The 19,675-nt window shown below is 66.9% G+C and carries 20 protein-coding genes and 2 tRNA genes; 6 read left to right on the top strand and 16 right to left on the bottom strand.

Annotation, left to right across the window (positions count from 1 at the left end; genetic code table 11):
* Nucleotides 1-561 precede the first annotated feature (561 nt).
* From VL129_RS11320 to dapA, 4 genes are all read right to left on the bottom strand, one after another.
* A tRNA-Ser gene (locus tag VL129_RS11320) sits at nucleotides 562-651 on the bottom strand.
* Nucleotides 652-752: 101 nt separating this feature from the next.
* Nucleotides 753-1,628: a phosphoribosylaminoimidazolesuccinocarboxamide synthase gene (locus VL129_RS11315; RefSeq protein WP_325412929.1), complete on the bottom strand. Its 876-nt coding sequence runs from the start codon at nucleotides 1,626-1,628 to the stop codon at nucleotides 753-755.
* An 85-nt stretch (nucleotides 1,629-1,713) separates the two neighbouring features.
* Nucleotides 1,714-2,799, bottom strand: a complete 1,086-nt coding sequence (gene bamC, locus VL129_RS11310; RefSeq protein ID WP_325412928.1) for an outer membrane protein assembly factor BamC — start codon at nucleotides 2,797-2,799, stop codon at nucleotides 1,714-1,716.
* Between the two features lie 21 nt (nucleotides 2,800-2,820).
* Entirely contained in the window at nucleotides 2,821-3,699 is an 879-nt protein-coding gene (gene dapA, locus VL129_RS11305) for a 4-hydroxy-tetrahydrodipicolinate synthase (RefSeq protein WP_325412927.1), read from the bottom strand.
* 169 nt (nucleotides 3,700-3,868) lie between these two features.
* Between dapA and VL129_RS11300 the strand changes: the two genes are divergently transcribed.
* Together VL129_RS11300 and VL129_RS11295 are read left to right on the top strand one after the other, a co-directional pair.
* A complete protein-coding gene (locus VL129_RS11300; protein WP_325412926.1) occupies nucleotides 3,869-4,426 on the top strand; it encodes a glycine cleavage system transcriptional repressor in 558 nt (185 codons plus the stop codon).
* 10 nt (nucleotides 4,427-4,436) lie between these two features.
* Nucleotides 4,437-4,913 carry a peroxiredoxin gene (locus VL129_RS11295; protein ID WP_325412925.1) on the top strand — a complete coding sequence of 159 codons (477 nt, stop codon included), beginning with the start codon at nucleotides 4,437-4,439 and terminating at the stop codon, nucleotides 4,911-4,913.
* A gap of 141 nt (nucleotides 4,914-5,054) precedes the next feature.
* Here VL129_RS11295 and VL129_RS11290 read toward each other — a convergent pair whose 3' ends face one another.
* Nucleotides 5,055-5,303 carry a sulfurtransferase TusA family protein gene (locus VL129_RS11290; protein WP_325412924.1) on the bottom strand — a complete coding sequence of 83 codons (249 nt, stop codon included), beginning with the start codon at nucleotides 5,301-5,303 and terminating at the stop codon, nucleotides 5,055-5,057.
* A gap of 109 nt (nucleotides 5,304-5,412) precedes the next feature.
* Between VL129_RS11290 and VL129_RS11285 the strand changes: the two genes are divergently transcribed.
* Nucleotides 5,413-6,852 carry a M48 family metalloprotease gene (locus VL129_RS11285; protein ID WP_325412923.1) on the top strand — a complete coding sequence of 480 codons (1,440 nt, stop codon included), beginning with the start codon at nucleotides 5,413-5,415 and terminating at the stop codon, nucleotides 6,850-6,852.
* 191 nt (nucleotides 6,853-7,043) lie between these two features.
* On the opposite strand, the gene thrC is transcribed toward VL129_RS11285, so the two are convergent.
* The 6 genes from thrC to VL129_RS11255 all read right to left on the bottom strand — a co-directional run bounded on the left by thrC (nucleotide 7,044) and on the right by VL129_RS11255 (nucleotide 12,675).
* Nucleotides 7,044-8,453 carry a threonine synthase gene (gene thrC / locus VL129_RS11280; protein ID WP_325412922.1) on the bottom strand — a complete coding sequence of 470 codons (1,410 nt, stop codon included), beginning with the start codon at nucleotides 8,451-8,453 and terminating at the stop codon, nucleotides 7,044-7,046.
* A 51-nt stretch (nucleotides 8,454-8,504) separates the two neighbouring features.
* Nucleotides 8,505-9,809, bottom strand: coding sequence for a homoserine dehydrogenase (locus VL129_RS11275; protein ID WP_325412921.1), 1,305 nt, complete (start codon nucleotides 9,807-9,809; stop codon nucleotides 8,505-8,507).
* Between the two features lie 106 nt (nucleotides 9,810-9,915).
* Nucleotides 9,916-10,389 carry a GFA family protein gene (locus tag VL129_RS11270; protein WP_325412920.1) on the bottom strand — a complete coding sequence of 158 codons (474 nt, stop codon included), beginning with the start codon at nucleotides 10,387-10,389 and terminating at the stop codon, nucleotides 9,916-9,918.
* Nucleotides 10,390-10,556: 167 nt separating this feature from the next.
* A complete protein-coding gene (locus VL129_RS11265; RefSeq protein WP_325412919.1) occupies nucleotides 10,557-11,282 on the bottom strand; it encodes a DsbC family protein in 726 nt (241 codons plus the stop codon).
* Between the two features lie 51 nt (nucleotides 11,283-11,333).
* Complete coding sequence (gene xerD, locus VL129_RS11260; protein WP_325412918.1) at nucleotides 11,334-12,230, bottom strand: site-specific tyrosine recombinase XerD; 897 nt, start codon at nucleotides 12,228-12,230, stop codon at nucleotides 11,334-11,336.
* Nucleotides 12,231-12,270: 40 nt separating this feature from the next.
* Nucleotides 12,271-12,675, bottom strand: coding sequence for a hypothetical protein (locus tag VL129_RS11255; RefSeq protein ID WP_325412917.1), 405 nt, complete (start codon nucleotides 12,673-12,675; stop codon nucleotides 12,271-12,273).
* Between the two features lie 119 nt (nucleotides 12,676-12,794).
* On the opposite strand from VL129_RS11255, the gene VL129_RS11250 reads away from it, so the two are divergent.
* On the top strand, nucleotides 12,795-13,667 hold the full coding sequence (locus VL129_RS11250; protein WP_325412916.1) for a helix-turn-helix transcriptional regulator: 873 nt from the start codon (nucleotides 12,795-12,797) through the stop codon (nucleotides 13,665-13,667).
* A 165-nt stretch (nucleotides 13,668-13,832) separates the two neighbouring features.
* On the opposite strand, the gene VL129_RS11245 is transcribed toward VL129_RS11250, so the two are convergent.
* From VL129_RS11245 to moaB, 5 genes are all read right to left on the bottom strand, one after another.
* Nucleotides 13,833-14,636, bottom strand: a complete 804-nt coding sequence (locus VL129_RS11245; protein ID WP_325412915.1) for an MOSC domain-containing protein — start codon at nucleotides 14,634-14,636, stop codon at nucleotides 13,833-13,835.
* Between the two features lie 72 nt (nucleotides 14,637-14,708).
* Nucleotides 14,709-15,632: a chemotaxis protein CheV gene (locus VL129_RS11240; RefSeq protein WP_325412914.1), complete on the bottom strand. Its 924-nt coding sequence runs from the start codon at nucleotides 15,630-15,632 to the stop codon at nucleotides 14,709-14,711.
* Between the two features lie 126 nt (nucleotides 15,633-15,758).
* A complete protein-coding gene (gene yegS, locus VL129_RS11235; protein WP_325412913.1) occupies nucleotides 15,759-16,664 on the bottom strand; it encodes a lipid kinase YegS in 906 nt (301 codons plus the stop codon).
* 229 nt (nucleotides 16,665-16,893) lie between these two features.
* Entirely contained in the window at nucleotides 16,894-18,090 is a 1,197-nt protein-coding gene (locus VL129_RS11230; RefSeq protein ID WP_325412912.1) for a molybdopterin molybdotransferase MoeA, read from the bottom strand.
* Complete coding sequence (gene moaB, locus VL129_RS11225; protein WP_325412911.1) at nucleotides 18,087-18,626, bottom strand: molybdenum cofactor biosynthesis protein B; 540 nt, start codon at nucleotides 18,624-18,626, stop codon at nucleotides 18,087-18,089. Before moaB ends, VL129_RS11230 begins: the two co-directional genes overlap by 4 nt.
* Nucleotides 18,627-18,701: 75 nt before the next feature.
* Between moaB and mobA the strand changes: the two genes are divergently transcribed.
* Nucleotides 18,702-19,277, top strand: a complete 576-nt coding sequence (gene mobA / locus VL129_RS11220) for a molybdenum cofactor guanylyltransferase MobA (protein ID WP_325412910.1) — start codon at nucleotides 18,702-18,704, stop codon at nucleotides 19,275-19,277.
* Nucleotides 19,278-19,394: 117 nt separating this feature from the next.
* A tRNA-Pro gene (locus tag VL129_RS11215) sits at nucleotides 19,395-19,471 on the top strand.
* Nucleotides 19,472-19,675: the final 204 nt, after the last annotated feature.

The raw sequence follows: 19,675 nt of genomic DNA, 5'->3' as shown, positions 1-19,675 counted from the left end.
TGCGACCGAAAAAGGGCCACTACACAGCGAACCGGGCCTGGTTTTCGCCATTGGTGCCTGCCCTGACCGGCAACACCGACAACAAACGCGTCTGGAACGGGGTTTCCAGCCGTCCAACGCAGACCTCGAACTGTGAAGCGGCGCACATTTTCGTTCAGCGCCGGTTATTTGTCGATAGCTCGAAAACAGAGGAAAAGTGTCAATTTGCTATCTCATAGCCATTAGCGATGAGCAAATTTCCTTTTACATCAAGGGGTTATGGCGAGTTGACACCTTTGAACGGTCAGGCTGCCCGCCAGGTTGGCTATCGGAAGAAAAAAGTCGGCAGGTTCATCTGGAAGACCGAGGGCAGCTCGCGATGCAAATGTTCTCGGTACTGGGGCGGTTGCCGTGCAACCCCGCATGGCGAAAAACGCGAGGCGAGGATCGTCCAGAGATGAGCCACGCTGGCCATGACGATGCGGTGCCCGTTGATCCAGTGGCCGGCTTTCGACACCTGGGTCCCAGAAAGCAAAAACCCCTGAAATTCGCTAGGAAAATCAGGGGCTCAGGCTTGATGTATGGCGGGGAGATAGGGATTTGAACCCTAGGTGCCCGTGAGGACACAACGGATTTCGAATCCGTCCCGTTCGACCACTCCGGCATCTCCCCAGAGGTCGGCGCGCATCATACCAGCTGCGGCGCATTTGTCTAACCCCCGACGCAAGTTTTTCGCTCGCATTTCAAGTGCTTGCACTGTGCCGGGAACAGGCTCAGGCCTCGCCGGTCAGGCGGGTCAGCGCCTCGCGGTACTTGTCGGCGGTCTTCTGGCAGACCTCGGCCGGGACCTTCGGCGCCGGCGGCTGCTTGTTCCAGCCGGTGGACTCCAGCCAGTCACGCACGAACTGCTTGTCGAAGCTCGGCGGGTTGCTGCCTTCGGCGTAGCTGTCGGCCGGCCAGAAGCGGCTGGAATCCGGGGTCAGCGCCTCGTCCATCAGGGTCAGGGTGCCGTCTTCGTCCAGGCCGAACTCGAACTTGGTGTCGGCGATGATGATGCCGCGCGTGGCCGCGTACTCGACGGCGGCGCTGTACAGGGCGATGGCGGTGTCGCGCACCTTGGCGGCCAGTTCGGCGCCGATGATTTCCTCGCAGCGCGCGAAGGAGATGTTCTCGTCATGGTCGCCCACGGCGGCCTTGGTGGACGGGGTGAAGATCGGCTGCGGCAGCTTGGCCGCTTCCTTCAGGCCGGCCGGCAGCGGAATGCCGCAGACGGTGCCGCTCTTCTGGTATTCCTTCCAGCCCGAGCCCACCAGGTAACCGCGCACGATGGCTTCCACCGGCACCGGCTTCAGGCGCTTGGCCACCACGGCGCGCCCCTGCACCAGCGGCAGTTCAGCGGCCGGCACCACGTCTTCCACCTTGTCGCCGGTGAAGTGGTTGGGCACCAGACCGTCGAGCTTGGCGAACCAGAAGTTGGAGATGGCGGTGAGGATCTTGCCCTTCTCCGGAATCGGCTCCTCGAGGATGACGTCGAAGGCCGACAGGCGGTCGCTGGCGACCATCAGCATGCGCTTGTCATCGATCTCGTAAAGGTCGCGGACTTTGCCGGAGTAGAGTTTCTTCAGGCTCAGGGCGGTGGGTGTGGTCATGTCGAAAAGGTCCGCATCATCGGAAAGAAAACAGGCGAAACCACGCTACGGGGTTTCGCCTGGGGTTCGAGCTGAAACGCGGGTTTCAGTTCAGATTGCTTTGGATCTGCCCCAGCACGCGCTGGGCGACGTCCTTCGGCGCCAGGGTGTCGGCATCCTGCTCCAGCGAGACCTGCACGCCGCTGCCCAGACGGGTCAACCGCACCTGGTAGCGCTCTTGATCGGTTTCGTCGCTGCCGAACAGGCGACCGAAGAAGCCGGGTTTCTCGCCGGGCTTGCGGGCATCGCCGGACAGGTTCAGGTAATACAGGCCCAGGCTACGATTGAGGTCATCGATGCGCAGATCGGCGCGCTCCAGGGCGCGACCGATGCTCGACCAGCTGCGGTCGAAGTCGGCCTCGACGTTCAGCACCGGGTTGCCGCTGCCGTCTTCACCGGCGATGACCCGCACCTGGCTGTCGGCGGTGCGCGCCGCCAGGGACACCGAACCACCCTGCCCGGCGCCGCGCTCCAGGCCGGCGAGCAGCTCGTCGAGCAGCGCGCTGTCCAGGGTCTGGTTGGTCGAGCGACTGGGGAAGCTCAGGTTGGCCGTGCTGTCCGCCGGCCGCTCGACACTGGCCAGGAAGATCTCGCTGGTGTTGCGCTGCACGCCCGGCTCGATGCGCACGCGCAGGCGTAGCTGGGCGTCGGGAGCGGCGACCGTCACGCGGCCACCCAGACGGCGGCTCAGTTCCGGCGACAGGCGATCGTAGCGCTGCCAGGCGGTGATGAACTCGCCGGTCTGCGGCCGCTCTTCGGCGATCGGCAGGCCGTTGCGCTCGAAATACTGGCGCGCCAGCGGCCAGACTTCGGCCGGCGGGCGCAGGGCCAGCAGCCAGCGCGAGTCGCCACTTTTCTGCAGGCTGAACTCACCACTGTCCGGGCCGGCGGCCAGCGGCTGCGGACGCGGCGTTTCGAATTCCTCGTCACGCACGGCAACCGCGGGGATCTGCGAGGGAATCGGCAGCAGCGGGTCCAGGTGCTTGACCTGCGCACCCTCCGGCACACGCATGGGCGCGGTCTGTTGGGCCAGGAGGTAATCGCTGCCGCGATCGCGGAAGCCCAGCCAGCTGCAACCGCCAGTGCCGGTGATGATCAGGGCGAGTGCGGTGAGTCCGGCCAGTCGCTTCATGCGCTTCGTTTCCTTGGTCTGTTAGGCCAGCATGCCGGTCTGACGCAGGGCCTGGCGCAGCGGTTCGTGGCAGCGCTCGCTGAGCCAGGTGAGCGGCAGGCGAATGCCTTCCGGGATCAGGCCCATCTCGTGCAGCGCCCACTTCACCGGAATCGGGTTGGACTCCAGGAACAGGGCCTTGTGCAGCGGCATCAGGCGATCGTTGATAGCGCGGGCGATGGCGGCCTCGCCACGCATGGCGGCGGCGCACAGGTCGCTCATGGCGCGCGGCGCGACGTTGGCGGTCACCGAGATGTTGCCCTTGCCGCCCAGCAGCATCATTTCCACCGCGGTGGGGTCGTCACCGGAATAGACCAGGAAATCCTGGCCGACACGCTCGAGCACTTCGCGGGCGCGCTGCAGGTCGCCGGTGGCTTCCTTGATGCCGATGATGTTCGGCACACGGGCCAGGCGCTCGACGGTTTCCGGCAGCATGTCGCACACGGTGCGGCCCGGCACGTTGTAGAGAATCTGCGGGATGGCCACGGCTTCGGCGATGGCGCGGAAGTGCCGGTAGAGGCCTTCCTGGGTCGGCTTGTTGTAGTAGGGGGTGACCAGCAGGCAGGCATCGGCGCCGACGCCCTTGGCCAGCTCGGTGAGTTCGATGGCTTCGCGGGTGCTGTTGGCCCCGGTGCCGGCGATGACCGGGATGCGACCGTTGACCTGATCGACGACGCGGCGCACCACTTCGATGTGCTCATCCACGGTCAGGGTGGCGGATTCGCCGGTGGTACCGACCGCGACGATGGCGTTGGTGCCCTCCTGCAGGTGGAAGTCCACCAGTTTGCTCAGGCTGTCCCAATCCAGTGCACCTTGCGCATCCATGGGAGTGACCAGCGCCACCATGCTGCCCGAAATCATCTACCACCACCCCTGCCAGAAAAGAGAGGGGCCAATGGTACTGTCGGCCCCGGCCTCGCACAAGCGAAGTTCCGGGGCCCCGCCATTCCTTTGGGCGGCGCTTTTCGCTACCCTTTCGCCCTCGTTTCGACGCCTTCGGCGTTGTCTTCATCTGCGTTAGGAAGCCTGCATGTCCACCCCGCCCGTTCGTGAACAATTTCTGGTCGTCAGCGCCCTCGGCAACAACCCCATGACGCTGACCAGCGTGCTGTACCGGACTTGCCAGGAAAGCCGCTGCGCGGTGACTTCCACGCAGCTCAGCCGCCACGGCGAATGCAGCGTGCTGACCCTGCAGGTCGGCGGCAGCTGGGATGCCCTGGCCCGCCTGGAAGGCACCCTGCCGTCGATCGCCAAGCGTCATGATTTCACCCTCAACGTGGTGCGCAGCGTGCCGCTGGAAGTCCGCCCGCAGGCCCTGCCGTATGTCGCCTACGTCAGCGCCGCCTATCGGCCGGACATCCTCGGCGAGCTGTGCCAGTTCTTCACCGATCACCGCATCGAGCTGGAAAGCCTGAGCTGCGACACCTACCAGGCGCCGCACACCGGCGGCACCATGCTCAACGCCACCCTCAACGTGACCCTGCCGCCGGGCACCCAGATCAGCTGGCTGCGCGACCAGTTCCTGGACTTCGCCGATGCACTGAACCTCGACGCGCTGATCGAGCCCTGGCGCCCGAACAACCCGTAAGGAACCCGTCATGACCGTCAGCCTCGAGCAGCCCGTTCCCGACTTCCAGGCCCAGGCCACCGGCGGCCAGACCGTCCAGCTGAGCGCACTCAAGGGCCGCCAGCTGGTGCTGTATTTCTATCCGAAGGACAGCACCCCCGGCTGCACTACCGAGGGCCAGGGTTTCCGCGATCGCCACGAGGAGTTCCTGGCCGCCAACACCCTGGTGTTCGGGGTGTCCCGCGATGGCCTGAAATCCCACGAGAACTTCAAGGCCAAGCAGTGCTTCCCCTTCGACCTGATCTCCGACAAGGACGAGCAGCTGTGCCAGCTGTTCGAGGTGATCAAGCTGAAGAGGGTCTTCAAAAATGTAAGCCTGGGCATTGAACGGAGCACCTTCCTGATCGACCAGGACGGCGTGCTGCGCCAGGAATGGCGCGGCGTGAAGGTACCGGGCCATGTGGACGCGGTGCTCGACGCCGCGCGGGCGCTGCACGAAGGGCGCTGAGTAGGAGCGGCTCCAGCCGCGATTCTGTCAGACGACACCGAAAGCATCGCGGCTGAAGCCGCTCCTACCGATTCCATGCAACACCCGCGGCCGGCGTAGGGCGGTCAGCGCCTTTCTGGCCGCCGATTCACCCAGCTCGAATCACGCCTTGCGCAACCAGTAGCGGAAAATCCCCGCTTCCTCTTCCTCGCGCAACAGCTCATGCCCGGCCAGGCGCGCGAAGGCACGAAAATCGCGCTGCGAACCGGCATCGGTGGCGGTGACCTTGAGCACCGCGCCGCTGGGCAGGCGGTTGAGTTCCAGCTTGGCCTTGAGCAACGGCAGCGGGCAGTTCAGGCCGCTGGCATCCAGTTCCGCATCGCAGGCCGGGGCCTGTCCTTGGTCAGTCATTTCACACCTCTGCGCAATGAGCGGGCGAGAATACCCAAGCCCCGACGCCGCTGGCCAGCGACGCCGGGCCAAGGCTACAGTTAGCCCCTCGATTCGAGCGAGTGCCCGCATGACCGCCCCGCGCCCTTCCCTGCTGCTGCTTGCCGTCTGCCTGGCCCTTTGCCCGGTGGCGCGCGCCAATGACCTGCCTTCGCTGGGCGACGCCAGCTCGGCCATCGTCGCGCCCGAACAGGAGTACCAGCTCGGCCGCGCCTGGCTGAGCATGCTGCGCGGCCAGGTCGTGCAGCTGTCGGACCCGCTGCTCAAGGACTTCGTCGAGCGCCACGTCTATGGTCTGGCCGAGACCAGCCAGCTGCAGGACCGGCGCCTGGAGTTCGTGATCCTCGACAGCCCGCAGCTCAACGCCTTCGCCGTGCCGGGCGGCATCATCGGCGTCAACGGCGGGCTGTTCCTGCACGCCCAGACCGAAGCCGAGTTCGCCTCGGTGCTCGCCCACGAACTGGCCCACCTGTCGCAGCGCCATTACGCACGCGGCCTGGAAGCGCAGCAGCGCATGCAGCTGCCGCTGATGGCGGCCATGCTCGCCGGCGTGGTCGCCGCGGCGGCCGGAGCCGGGGATGCCGCCATCGCCGCCATCGCCTCCGGACAGGCGGCGGCCATCCAGAGCCAGCGCAGCTTCTCACGGCAGAACGAGCAGGAAGCCGACCGCATCGGCCTGAGCAACCTGCGCAACGCCGGCTACGACCCGCGTGGCATGCCCAGCATGTTCGAGCGCCTGGCCCGCCAGTACCGCTACGACGCCAAGCCGCCGGAGTTCCTGCTCACCCACCCGCTGTCCGAATCGCGCGTCGCCGACAGCCGCAACCGCGCCGAGCAGACGCCGGCCGGCGGCAAGACCGACAGCCTGGCCTACCAGTTGATGCGCGCCCGTACCCAGCTGCAGTTCGAAAGCACCCCGGGGCTGGCCGCCAAGCGCTTCCGTGCGCAACTGGAGGAAAGCCCGCAGAACGACGCCGCCCGCTATGGCCTGGCCATCAGCCTGCGCCGCGCCGGTCAGCTGGAGGAAGCCGGCAGCACTCTGCAGCCGCTGCTGGACAAGAGCCCGGACGACATCGTCTACAACCTGGCGCGCATCGAGCTGGACATGGATGCACAGCGCTACAGCCAGGCCAGCCAGCGGCTGGAACGGCTGCTCAAGGCCCACCCCGGCAACTACCCGCTGCTGCAGATGCAGGTCGAGCTGCTGTTGGCTCAGTCACGCCCGGCGGAAGCCGAGGCCATTCTCGACCGTCTGCTGCGCGAGCGGCCCAAGGACCCGGACATCTGGTATCAGGTCGCGGAAGTGCGCGGCCTGGCGGGCAACATCATCGGCGTGCACCAGGCCCGCGCCGAATTCTTCGCCCTGGTGGGCGACTACGGACAAGCGCTGACCCAGCTGGACTACGCCAAGCGCCGGGTGATCGGCAATTTCCCGCTGACCGCGCGGATCGAGGCGCGGCAGGATGAGCTGCGCACCGAAAAGCGGCTGCTGGAGGAAATGCTCAGGTAGAGCGGGTGCCGAAGGTGACCCCAAAAGCTCGCGACTGAAGCCGCTCCTACAGGTTCCGCGCGATCCCGTTTTTCTGCAGGAGCGGCCTTAGCCGCGATAAACACCCAGACGGCCTAAACGAAAAAGCCCGCAACTGGTAACGGTGCGGGCTTTTTGTTTGTGGCAGCGCAGGCTGCCAGCTGGCTTTCGCCTTACAGCGGCTTGCCGCGGTTGCCGTGCTGGCTGACGAACTGCTGCACGGCCTTGAGGTCGTTGGGCAGCACGTTCAGGCGCTCCTCGCGCTCGAACAGGTCGGTCAGGTGCGCCGGCAGGGCCGGAGCCTGGCCGACGCCGGCCTTGACCACCGCGTCCGGGAACTTGACCGGGTGGGCGGTGCCCAGCGTGACCATCGGCGTGGCCAGGCTGCGGCGGCATTCGCGGGCGGCGCGCACGCCGATGGCGGTGTGCGGGTCGAGCAGCTCGCTGCACTGCTGGTAAACCTGAGCGATGGTCTCGCAGGTCTCTTCGTCATTGACGGCCAGCGAGTCGAACAGCTTGCGGGCTTCGCTCCAGCGATCGGCCTCGACGCTGAAACCGCCACCCTGCTTGAAGGTGTCCATCAGCCCGGCGATGGCGGCGCCGTTGCGACCGTGCAGATCGAACAGCAGGCGCTCGAAGTTCGAGGACACCATGATGTCCATCGACGGCGACAGGGTCGGGTGCAGGGTGTCCTTGACGTACTGATTGCCGCTCATGAAGCGGTGCAGGATGTCGTTGCGGTTGGTGGCCACGATCAGCTGGTTGATCGGCAGGCCCATGTTGCGCGCCAGGTAGCCGGCGAAGATGTCGCCGAAGTTGCCGGTCGGTACCGAGAAGGCCACCGAACGGGCCGGCGCGCCCAGCTGGATGGCGGCGTGGAAGTAGTAGACGATCTGGGCCATGATCCGCGCCCAGTTGATCGAGTTGACCGCCACCAGACGGGTGCCCTTGAGGAAACCCTGGTCGGCGAAGCTGGCCTTGACCATCTCCTGGCAGTCGTCGAAGTTGCCGTCGATGGCGATGTTGTGGATGTTGTCGCCCTGGATGGTGGTCATCTGGCGACGCTGCACTTCGGACACACGGTTGTGCGGGTGCAGGATGAAGATGTCGACGTTCTCGCAGGCCTTGCAGCCTTCGATGGCTGCCGAGCCGGTGTCGCCGGAGGTGGCGCCGATGATCACCACGCGCTCGTTGCGCTTGGCCAGCACGTAGTCGAGCAGGCGGCCCAGCAGCTGCAGGGCGAAGTCCTTGAAGGCCAGGGTCGGGCCGTGGAACAGCTCCAGCACCCACTCGTTGCCGTCCAGCTGGCGCAGCGGCGCCACGGCGCGGTGGGCGAACACCGCGTAGGTGTCTTCGAGGATCTTCTTGAAGTCGGCATCCGGGATGCTGCCGGCCACGAACGGGCGCATCACCCGGAAGGCCAGCTCGTGGTACGGCAGACCGGCCCAGGAGGCGATCTCCTCGACGGTGAAACGCGGCAGGTTTTCCGGTACGTACAGACCACCGTCGCTGGCCAGGCCGGCGAGCAGCACGTCTTCGAAATTCAGGGCCGGCGCCTGGCCACGGGTACTGATATAGCGCATGTCATCAAACCTTCGGTGCGGGCCCGGCGCCGATGCCCCGGGCCCTGATCATTAGTTGAGCTGTTCTACGCGGATACGTACGACGTTGCCGCTGATGTCCTCGAGGGCTTCCAGGGCGGCGATGGCGTCGTCGATGTTGCGCTCCACCACGCGGTGGGTGACGAGGATCATCGGCACCAGGCCGTCCTGCTCCTCGGCTTCCTTCTGCATGATCGACTCGATGTTGATGCCGCGCTCGGAGAGGATGGTGGCGACCTTGGCCAGCACGCCCGGACGGTCCTGGGCGTGGATGCGCAGGTAGTAGGCGCTTTCGCACTCGCGGATCGGCAGGATCGGCAGCTGGGACAGCGCGTCGGGCTGGAAGCCCAGGGCCGGCACACGGCCTTGCGGCGCGCAGGACAGTGCGCGCGCCACGTCGACCAGATCGGCCACCACGGCGGAGGCGGTCGGCTCCATGCCGGCGCCGGCGCCGTAGTACAGCGTGCTGCCCACGGCGTCACCGTTGACCATCACCGCGTTCATCACGCCGTTGACGTTGGCGATCAGGCGGTCGGCCGGGATCAGCGTCGGGTGCACGCGCAGCTCGACACCGGCGTCGGTGCGGCGGGCCACGCCCAGGTGCTTGATGCGGTAGCCCAGCGCCTCGGCGTAGTTCACGTCGGCGGTGGTCAGCTTGGTGATGCCTTCGGTGTAGGCCTTGTCGAACTGCAGCGGGATGCCGAAGGCGATGGACGCCAGGATGGTCAGCTTGTGGGCGGCGTCGATGCCTTCCACGTCGAAGGTCGGATCGGCTTCGGCGTAGCCCAGCGCCTGGGCTTCCTTGAGCACGTCCTCGAAGGCACGGCCCTTCTCGCGCATTTCGGTGAGGATGAAGTTGCCGGTGCCGTTGATGATGCCGGCCAGCCAGTTGATGCGGTTGGCGGACAGGCCCTCGCGGATCGCCTTGATCACCGGGATGCCACCGGCCACGGCGGCTTCGTAGGCGACGATCACGCCCTTCTCGCGGGCGCGGGCGAAGATCTCGTTGCCGTGCACGGCGATCAGCGCCTTGTTGGCGGTGACCACGTGCTTGCCGTGCTCAATGGCCTTGAGCACCAGTTCCTTGGCGATGGTGTAGCCGCCGATCAGCTCGACGACCACGTCGATCTCGGGGTTGGTCACCAGTTCGAAGACGTCGGCGGTAATGGGGGTACCGGTGGTGTCGCACTTCGGGTTGGTGTCACGGGCGGCAATCTGCGCAACCTCAATGGTGCACCCGGCGCGCCGGGCGATCTCCTCTGCGTTGCGTTTGAGTACATTGAAGGTACCGCCACCGACGGTGCCCAACCCACAGATGCCTACTTTCACCGATTTCACGCTTGACTCCCCATGTGTGCGGCGTGGCGCGCCCGCAAGGCGCGGAAAAGAGCCGCACATTACGAAGGCCAGGGGGTCAAGTCAATTGGCCCTGCGGTTGGAAGCGTCAGTCGGTCAGCCCGTGGCGCTGATGCCAGTCGGCCAGGGATTCATCCGGATAGTCGTCGAAGCAGCGATCATTCGGCTTGCGTGCGACCTCCACCCAGGACGCGCGGGAGCCGAGCATCATGTGCACATGCTCGGGCGGCACGGGTAGCGGCGAGTCGATGGCCGAGGCGTGCGGGTGGACCAGCTCGGGCCAGGAGGGGTCGTATAGCCAGAGCGCACTGCCGCAGTGCCGGCAGAAATGCCGCTGGCCGGTGCTCGCCTCGCCGTTCTCCAGCCGGGCACGGTAGATGGCAAGGTGCTCCTCGCCCTCGACGGTGAGGCTGGCGTAATCCGCGCCCAGATTGATGGCGTAACCACCACCGCCCGCCGTCTTGCGGCAGATCGAGCAATAGCAGCGCATGAACGGATACGGCTGATGCGCTTCAACGCTGAAACGCACTGCGCCGCAATGACAGGAACCTTGCAGTCGCATCGCATGCCTCCTCTACCTACCGGTATTGGAGGGCATGCGGCGTTGGCGGTTCACGCCAATCATCTTTTGTAGGAGCGGCTTCAGCCGCGAGCTTCTGGGTGGGGCCTATACGAAAAGCATCGCGGCTAAAGCCGCTCCTACGGTCGCTCCTGCACGACTCGTGCGCCTCAGCGGGCCTGCAGCGCGGTCGGCGCCAGCTTGTCGGCCGGCTGGTAGCCGGGAATCAGTTGGCCGTTGGCCAGGAAGATCGCCGGAGTGCCCTGTACGCCGATGCTCTGCCCCAGCTTGAACTGCTCCGCCACCGGGTTCTCGCAGGTGGCCGCCGCCACCTTCTTGCGCGCCTTGGCCTGGTTCATGGCTTCCTGCGGATTCTTGGCGCACCAGACGCTGACCAGCGTCTCGTAGGTCGGAGAACCCACGCCGGCACGCGGGTAGGCCAGGTAACGCACTTCCACGCCCTGGCGGTTCAGCTCGGCGACTTCCTTGTGCAGCAGCTGGCAGTAGCCGCAATCGGTGTCGGTGAACACGGTGATGTGGGTCTTCGGATTCTTCGGCGCGAAGATCACCATCTCGTTGCGCGGCAGCGCGTTGAGCTGGCGGGCCACGGCCACGCTCTCGGCCTGCTCGGTGAGGTTCACCATCTGCCCGTCGCGCATCTGGTACAGGTAGCCCTGCATCAGGTACTGGCCATCCTCGCTCATGTAGAGCACCCGGCCGCCCTCCAGCTGAACCTGATGCAGGCCCTTGAGCGGGCTTGCGCTGACGGATTCGACCTTGAGGTCCGGCTGCAGGGTGTTCAACGTCTTGCGAATCGCCTGCTCGGCGTCGGCGGCCTGCGCCAGGGGAGCGGCAACAGCCAGGGCCAGGGCGGCGAAGAGCGAGGAAAAGCGCATGGGTACTCCGTGGGGAAGGGATTGCGAGGCGCCAGAGCCTATCACAGCTCTCTACCCGCGAGGATGGTGGCGGGCATGCAGCTCCTGCAGCCGGGCGCGGGCCACATGGGTGTAGATTTGCGTCGTCGACAGATCGCTGTGGCCGAGCAGCATCTGCACCGAACGCAGGTCCGCGCCATGGTTGAGCAGATGGGTGGCGAACGCGTGCCGCAGGGTATGCGGCGACAAGTGCTTGTCGATCCCCGCTACCCGCGCGTGCCGCTTGATGCGGTGCCAGAAGGTCTGCCGGGTCATCTGCTCGCCCAGGCGGCTGGGAAACAGCACATCGCTCGGTCGCCCGGCCAGCAGCGCCGCGCGCCCTTCGCGCAGGTAGCGCTCCAGCCAGTGCACGGCCTCCTCGCCCAGCGGCACCAGGCGCTCCTTGCTGCCCTTGCCGAACACCCGCACCACGCCCTGGCGCAGGTTGAGTTGCTCCAGGGTCAGCGACACCAGCTCGGTGACCCGCAGCCCGCAGGCATACAGCACCTCCAGCATGGCGCGGTCGCGCAGCCCCAGCGGCTCGTCCAGATCGGGCGCGGCGAGCAGCGCCTCCACATCCGCTTCGCTCAAGCTTTGCGGCAGCGAACGCCCGAGACGCGGCTGCTCGACCAGCAGGGTCGGGTCTTCGCCGATTACCCCCTCGCGCAGCAGAAAGCGATAGAAGCCGCGCAGGCCGGACAGCAGCCGCGCGGTGGAACGCGCGTTGTAGCCCTGATCGAGCCGCCAGGCCAGGTGGTCGCCCAGCGCCTCGCGGGATACCCCGACCAGCGCGATGCCCCGCTCGTCCAGCCAGCCGTGGAAGTGCGTCAGGTCGCTGCGGTAGGAGGAGCGGGTGTTGGCCGACAGGCCCTTCTCCAACCACAGGGCCTGGAGGAAGCGGTCGATCAGCAGGTGGTCGAGGGCGGGCATGGCGAGCGAGTGCCTTTTCGGAGGATCGAGATGCAGTGGATTATGCCGTCTCCCACCCCGCCCGCAGCATCCGCCGCACCGCGCACACCCGCCCCGCGCTGACGTCCAGTTCCAGCCAGCGCCCCGGCTGGGGCCTGTCGGCCTCGAACAGGCGCAGCGTGCCGCTGAACCAGAGCGCCGCCAGCGGGCGGCCGGTGGCCTTGCCGAACACGCGGCGGAACAGGCTACCCGGCTGCTGGTGGCGCTCCAGCTCGGCCAGGCGCAGCAGGCCGTCGACCACCACCCAGCGCGCCACATAGCCGCGCCGGCAAGCCGGATGGCGCGCACCCTCCTCGACGATGCGGGTCATCAGCCCGCGTTCGATGAAATAGCCATCCAGGGGGGTATCCCAGTTGAGGTAGGTCGTGCCGTCGAACAGCACGGTATCGGCAACCTGATGGGTCATCTGCACTCTCCTTATCACAGCCGGTCCGCTTGAATAGTGGCGAAACGATATGTAGCGTTACCCGACATATCCAGAGTGTTTACCTGTACAGGTAAAGTTTTCAGGCAGATGGAGCGAGCATGAAACGTCAACAGTCGATCGAATCCGTGCGCTGGGACCTGGCGCTGCGTTACCGCCTGATCGAAACGGTGGCCTGGTGGGAAGGCCGGCTGACCACCAACCACCTGATGCAGAGCTTCGGCATCAGCCGTCAGCAAGCCTCCCGGGACATCAACACCTACATCGCCGACCATGCGCCGCATAACCTGACATATGACCGGCACCTGAAGGGCTATGTGCCGACCCGCGACTTCGCGCCGCTGTTCATCGACGACAGCGCCAGCGCCTACCTGCACCTGCTCAACCAGAACCACGAACGCGCGCCGCACATCGAAGGCCTGGCGCTGGCCTATGCGCACACCGAGGTGCTGCGGGTGCCGGATCGCTCGGTGACCCCCGAGGTGCTGCGCCCGCTGCTGCGCGCCTGTCGCGAGGGGCTGCGCCTGGAGTGTGGCTATGTGTCGTTCGCCACGCCGGATGGCGAGACGCGCCTGATCGCGCCGCACACCCTGGTCTACACCGGCATGCGCTGGCATGTGCGCGCGTACTGCGAGCGCAACCGCGACTACCGGGACTTCGTGCTCAGCCGCCTGCGCGGCACGCCGGAGCTGCTCGACCTGCGCTCCGAGCACGGCCGCGACGGCGACACCGGCTGGAATGCCGAGGTGCAGGTGATCATCGAGCCGGACTCACGCCTGAAGCCCGAGCAGCGGGCGATCATCGAGCACGATTTCGGCATGCGCGGCGGCCGGCTGGTGATCGACACGCGGGGCGCACTGGTGCAGTACGTGCTGCAGCGCTACCACATCGACCCGACCAAGGTGCACACCAAGGCGGAGGCCCAGCAGATCGTGGTGGCCAACCTGGATGCGCTGCGGGAATGGCTGTATTGAGCTGCGCCTCTGGTGGATCGGTGAAGCGCGATCCACCCTACGAAGGCGCGCGGTTGGCGGATCCACCTGTAGGGTGGACAACGTCTTTCTTGTCCACCATCGCGCCGGCATCGGCGCGCCTGCGGCGCGTTTGGTGGATCGCTGGAGCGCGACCCACCCTACGGATCACTCCAGCAGCTCGACCGGCATGCCCACTTCCAGCCAGCCCTGACCTTCGACCAGCAGGTTCTGGCCGAACATCACGCCCTTGTCGCTCTTGCGGTAGCGCGCCAGGGTGGCCAGCGGTTCCTGGTCGGCGCTGCGCTCGCCGCTGTCCGGGTCGAGGGTGGTGATGATGCAGCGGGTGCAGGGTTTCACCGGGCGCAGGATCAGTTCGCCGATGCGCAGGCGCCGCCAGCCGTCCTCGGCGTAGGGATCGCTGCCGGAAATCACCAGATTGGGACGGAAGCGGCGCATCTCCAGCGGCCGGCCCACGCGCGCCGACAGGTCATCCAGCGAGCCCTGTCCGATCAGCAGCAGTGGAAAGCCATCGGCCAGGGCCACACGCTGGCCCGCTTCGGCGTAGTTCAGATCCACCTGGCGGGCCCGCTCCGGCGGCAGATAGACCAGCCGGCAGGCACGCCCCAGCCATTGGCCGAGCCACTCGGCGGCGGGGTCGCCGGCATCGGCGGCAGACGGTTGGTCCTTCCAGATGCTCACCTGACGCAGTGCCGCCCCGGCCGGCGGTACCGGCACGTCGAGGTCCGGCATGCCCGGCGCGCGCAGGCGCAACCCCTGCTCATCCTGCCAGCGCGCCAGCAACTGGGTCATCTGCGGCAGCACCCGCTGGGTGAGGAATCGGCCGCTGTCGGCCTCCACCAGCATCCAGCGACGGTCGCCGCGGACGCCCAGGCCGTCCACCCAGGCGCGTTCGAGGGGTTCGCCGATGGCGGATTTGAGCGGATAGCGGTAGAGCGCGGCGAGCTGCATGGCGACCTCGATAGGGGACGGACGGAAGGGCGCCAGCATAGCCGCAGCGCCCTGCGTCGCGTACCCCCGCGATCAGGCGTCGCGCTGCAGGCGGTCGCGGATCACGTCGATCAGGCGTTCCGGCTGGAACTTGGAGAGGAAGTTGTCGCAGCCGACCTTCTTGACCATCGCCTCGTTGAACGAGCCCGACAGGGAGGTGTGCAGCACCACGTACAGGTCCTTCATGCGCGGATCGTTGCGGATCTCGGCGGTCAGCCGGTAACCGTCCATTTCCGGCATTTCCGCGTCGGTGAACACCATCAGCAGCTTCTCGTTGAGGTCGTGACCCTCATCGGCCCACTGGCGCAGCTTGCGCAGGCCCATCAGGCCGTTGCTGGCGGTGTGGATCTTCAGGTTCAGCTGGCTGAGGGTTTCGGTGAGCTGGGCGAGCGCCACGCTGGAGTCGTCGACCAGCAGCACCTCGCGGCCGGCGGCGCCGGCGAGGACCGGATCGGCCAGGCGCTCGCTGGAGACGCGCGCGTTGTAGGGCACGATCTCGGCCAGCACCTTCTCCACGTCGATGACTTCCACCAGTTGGTCATCCACGCGGGTGATGGAGGTCAGGTAATGGGAGCGGCCACTGCCACCGGGCGGCGGCTGCACCTCTTCCCAGTTGAGGTTGTAGATGCGCTCGACGCTGTTCACCAGGAAGGCCTGCACCGAGCGGTTGTACTCGGCGACGATGATGGTGTTGGCCTCCGGCTGCAGCGGGCGCATGCCGATGGCCTTGGACAGGTCGATCACCGGCAGGGTCTGGCCGCGCAGGTTGATCACCCCGCACACGCAGGGGTGACGGTGCGGCATGCGGTTGAGGCGCGGCAGGTGCAGGACCTCCTGCACCTTGAAGACGTTGATCGCGAAGAGCTGCCGCCCGGCGAGGCGGAACAGCAGAATTTCCAGGCGATTTTCACCCACCAGCTGGGTGCGCTGATCGACCGAGTCGAGAATACTCGCCATGTGCTTACCTGACGTCGAAGTGAGTTGCGGCGCAACGTTTCAAGAGTTATCGGCCGCGACGCCGGCGAGTTTAATATCAAACCGGCATCACCCGCTGGACGGCAGACCCTAGACCGACCAACTGCGTCAATCCGCCACAGCACCGGTCAGCAACGGCGAATCCGCCGGCAGGTGCAGGCGCAGGGCCTGGCGACGCACCGCGAAGCGCACCCGGGCACTGTGCAGGGGCTCGCCATCGAGGTTCAGGTCCAGCCCCGCCGGCGCCTCGACCTCCAGCCACGGCAGGCGCGCGGTGATGGCCACCGCATCCAGCCCGAGCATGCCGCCGCCGAGCAGCACGCGCAGGGTTTCGCCGACGTCCTGCGGCGCGGGGATCAGGCACAGGTCGAGCAGTCCATCGGTAATGGTGGCGTTCGGGCAGAGCGCGTGGCCGCCGCCCGCCTGGCGTCCGTTGCCGATGCCCAGGGCCAGGAAGTCACCCTGCCAGTCGAAATCGGGGCCATGGAAGCGACCAAAGGCGCTGCGCACCTCGGCGAAGCGGGTGATGCCGGTGAGCAGATAGGCACCACCACCGAGGACTTTCTTCAGCTCTTCCGAGGTGTTGGCGGTGACCAGCGAACCAAAGCCGCCGGTGGCCATGTTGACGAACAGGCGTTCGTTGGCCATGCCGAGGTCGACTGGAGTGGCTTCAACGGCCAGCAAATCCAGGGCTGCCGCAGGCTCCAGGGGAATCTGCGCGGCCCGCGCGAAATCGTTGGCCGAACCCAGCGGCAGCAGGGCCAGGCTGGCAGCGCCCTGCAAGTCGATCAATGCCGTAGCCACCTCGTTGAGGGTGCCGTCGCCGCCGCCGGCGATCAGCCGCGAGTAGCCGGCCCGCAGGCCCTCCTCCACCAGGCGCCGCGCGTCGCCGGCCTCCCAGGTCAGGCGCACCGCCAAGTCCCAGCCGTCGTCACGGCGCGCCTGGACCGCCTCGCGCACCGCCTCGTTCTGCGCCTGCTTGCCGTGCAGAATCAGCCACGCCCGCCGCTCCATGCACGCCTCCTCGTTCCTTGCTGGTGAAGCATTGGAAAGCGCTCACAGGAGGATGGTTCGGGCGGCACGGATCTGTAGGAGCGACTGTAGGAGCGACTTCAGTCGCGAGCTTTTGGGGCGCCCGGCCAGGGGTGCCCGACTAGGGACGGCCACCCAGGCTGAACCTGCACGGAAAGCATCGCGGCTAAAGCCGCTCCTACAAAAAACCGGGGCCGCGCGGCATCCCGCGCTAGCCCAGCAGCTCGCTGAACGGAATGAAGCGCACCGGCGCGCCCTCGGCGAAGGTGTGCTCTTCGCGCACCTCGACCAGCCCATCGGCCCAGGCGGCGCTGCGCAGCACGCCGGAGCTCTGGTTCGCGTGCGGCACGGCACGCCCCTGCTCCAGACGGGCGCGCAGGTACTCGCGGCGGTTGCCGGCGCGTTCCCAGGCGAAGCCGGCCGGCACGTCGATACCCAGCGGCTCGACGGACTCGACACCCAGGCGGCGCAGCAGATAGGGGCGCGCCAGCAGACCGAAGGTCACCAGCGTGGAAGCCGGATTACCCGGCAGGCCGAGCACCGGCACACCCTGGTAGTGCCCGCAGGTCAGCGGCTTGCCGGGCTTGATGGCCAGCTTCCACAGCGCCAGCTCGCCGGCTTCGCGCAGCACCTGGCCGAGAAAGTCCGCCTCGCCGACCGATACGCCACCGGTCGACAGGATCAGGTCGACGTCACTCAGCCCGGCCAGCGCCTTGCGCGTGGCCTGCAGGTCGTCCGCCAGAATGCCGGCGTCGCGCACCTCGCAGCCCAGCCGCGTCAGCCAGGCGGCCAGCAGGCGACGGTTGCTGTTGTAGATCTGCCCCGGCCCCAGCGGCTGGCCGGGCTCGACCAGTTCATCGCCGGTGGACAGCAGCGCCACCGTGGGACGGCGCCGCACGGTCAGGGTGTCGCCGCCCAGGCTGGCGGCCAGCGCCAGTTCGATCGGGCCGAGCCGCGTGCCGGTGGCCAGCACCGTCTCGCCATTGCGCGCTTCCTGGCCACGCAGCCGGATGTTGCGCCCCGGGCGCAGCGCTTCGAGGAAGCGTACGCGGCCGTCCGCCAGCACCTCGGTGTTTTCCTGCATCTCCACGCAGTCGGCCCCGGGCGGCAGCGGCGCGCCGGTGAAGATGCGCGCGCAGGTGCCCGGTTGCAGCGGCTGCGGCGCGCCGCCGGCGAGAATGCGCTGACTGACCGACAGCGGCTCGCCCTGCCCGTCGGCCAGGCGCAGGGCGTAGCCGTCCATGGCGCTGTTGTCCCAGGGCGGCAGGTCCAGCCCGGCCAGCAGCGGCGCCGCCAGCACGCGGCCGTCGGCCTGCGCCAGCGGCACGGCTTCGGGGTCATCGATCGGCGTCTGCTCGGCCCAGGCCAGCAGGCGCTGCAGGGCGTCCTCGACGCTGATCAGGCTCATGCGCGGCTCTCGCAGGCCGCCGCCATGCGCAGGTGCGGCACGAAGTTACAGGGGCGGTGGCTGGCATCCAGCTGCTGGGCGAGGATGCCGTCCCAGGCGGTGCGACAGGCGTTGGTGGAGCCCGGCAGGCAGCACACCAGGGTGCCGTTGGCCAGGCCGGCCAGGGCGCGCGACTGGAGAGTGGAGGTGCCGATATCCGTGTAGGAGATCTGCCGGAACAGTTCACCGAAGCCATCGACCTGCTTGTCCAGCAGGCAGGTGACGGCTTCCGGCGTGCTGTCACGCGCGGTGAAGCCAGTGCCGCCGGTGATCAGCACCACCTGTACCGCTTCATCGGCGATCCAGGCGGCCACCTGCGCGCGGATATGGTAGAGGTCGTCCTTGAGCAGCACCCGGTGGGCAAGATGGTGACCGGCTTCGGTCAGGCGCTCGACCAGCAGCTGCCCGGAGGTATCGGTCTGCAGGGTGCGGGTGTCGCTGACGGTCAGAACGGCGATGTTCAGCGGCGTGAAGGGAACGGCAGCCTTGTGGGACATGGGGGTTCCTGTTGAGGGTTCGCAATGCCGGTGTTATATCACAGGCCTTCCGTCGCCCGTCCCAGGAGCCCCGCCGTGCCTACATGTTCCTCGCTTGAGCCCTGCTCGGTGCTGCTGCTGGCCGGTGGACGCGGTCAGCGCATGGGCGGCCGCGACAAGGGGCTGGTGGACTGGCGCGGCCGCCCGCTGATCGCCTGGCTGCATGATGTCGCCCGGCCGCTGAGCGACGACCTGATCATTTCCTGCAATCGCAACGCCGAGCGCTATCACTCCTACGCCGACCAGCTGGTGTCGGATGCCGAGCCGGACTTTCCCGGTCCGCTGGCCGGCATTCGCGCCGGCCTGGCGGTGGCGCGGCATCCCTGGCTGCTAGTGCTCCCCTGCGATGCACCCAGGGTAGACAGTGCCCTGCTGACGAGCATGCGGCGCGCCGCCCTGCCAAGCCGGCCGCTGCTGCTGCGCCAGGGCGCACAGTGGCAACCGCTGTTCTGCCTGCTGCCGACCCGCCTGCTACCCGACCTGGAGCGTGCCTGGCGGGAAGGCCAGCGCAGCCCACGGCATATCTTCACCACCATGGGCGCCGTGGCGCTCGACTGTGCCGAGGACGATCCCCGCCTGGCCAACGTCAATAGTCCGGATCTGCTGGAATGAGCCGACTGGTCGCACCGGGCAACCGGCGGCAAAACGCCGGCATACCCGCCCTGCAAAAAAAATTTCGCCTAACCCCTTGTGCATCAAAAGTTTTTCGGTAGAATGCGCGCCATCAAACGGAGCGTAGCGCAGCTTGGTAGCGCGTCTCGTTCGGGACGAGAAGGTCGCTGGTTCGAATCCAGTCGCTCCGACCAAATCCCGCAAAACCCCGCCTCACGGCGGGGTTTTGTTATTTCCCGAATCTGTTTCCCGCGCCCTGACGAGACGCCGGAAAACAGTCATCAAGTCGTCAAACTCTCCGCGCATTCTGGCAGGCGTTCACCGATCGCTGACACAGCCAGAACCCGGCAAACCCTGATAGCCCGGCTAAGCTGATCCCTCGACGGCTCGGCGGGACC

This window comes from Pseudomonas sp. (genome assembly GCF_035497915.1).
Lineage (GTDB): Bacteria > Pseudomonadota > Gammaproteobacteria > Pseudomonadales > Pseudomonadaceae > Serpens.
This window is presented reverse-complemented; position numbering and strand designations above follow the sequence as displayed.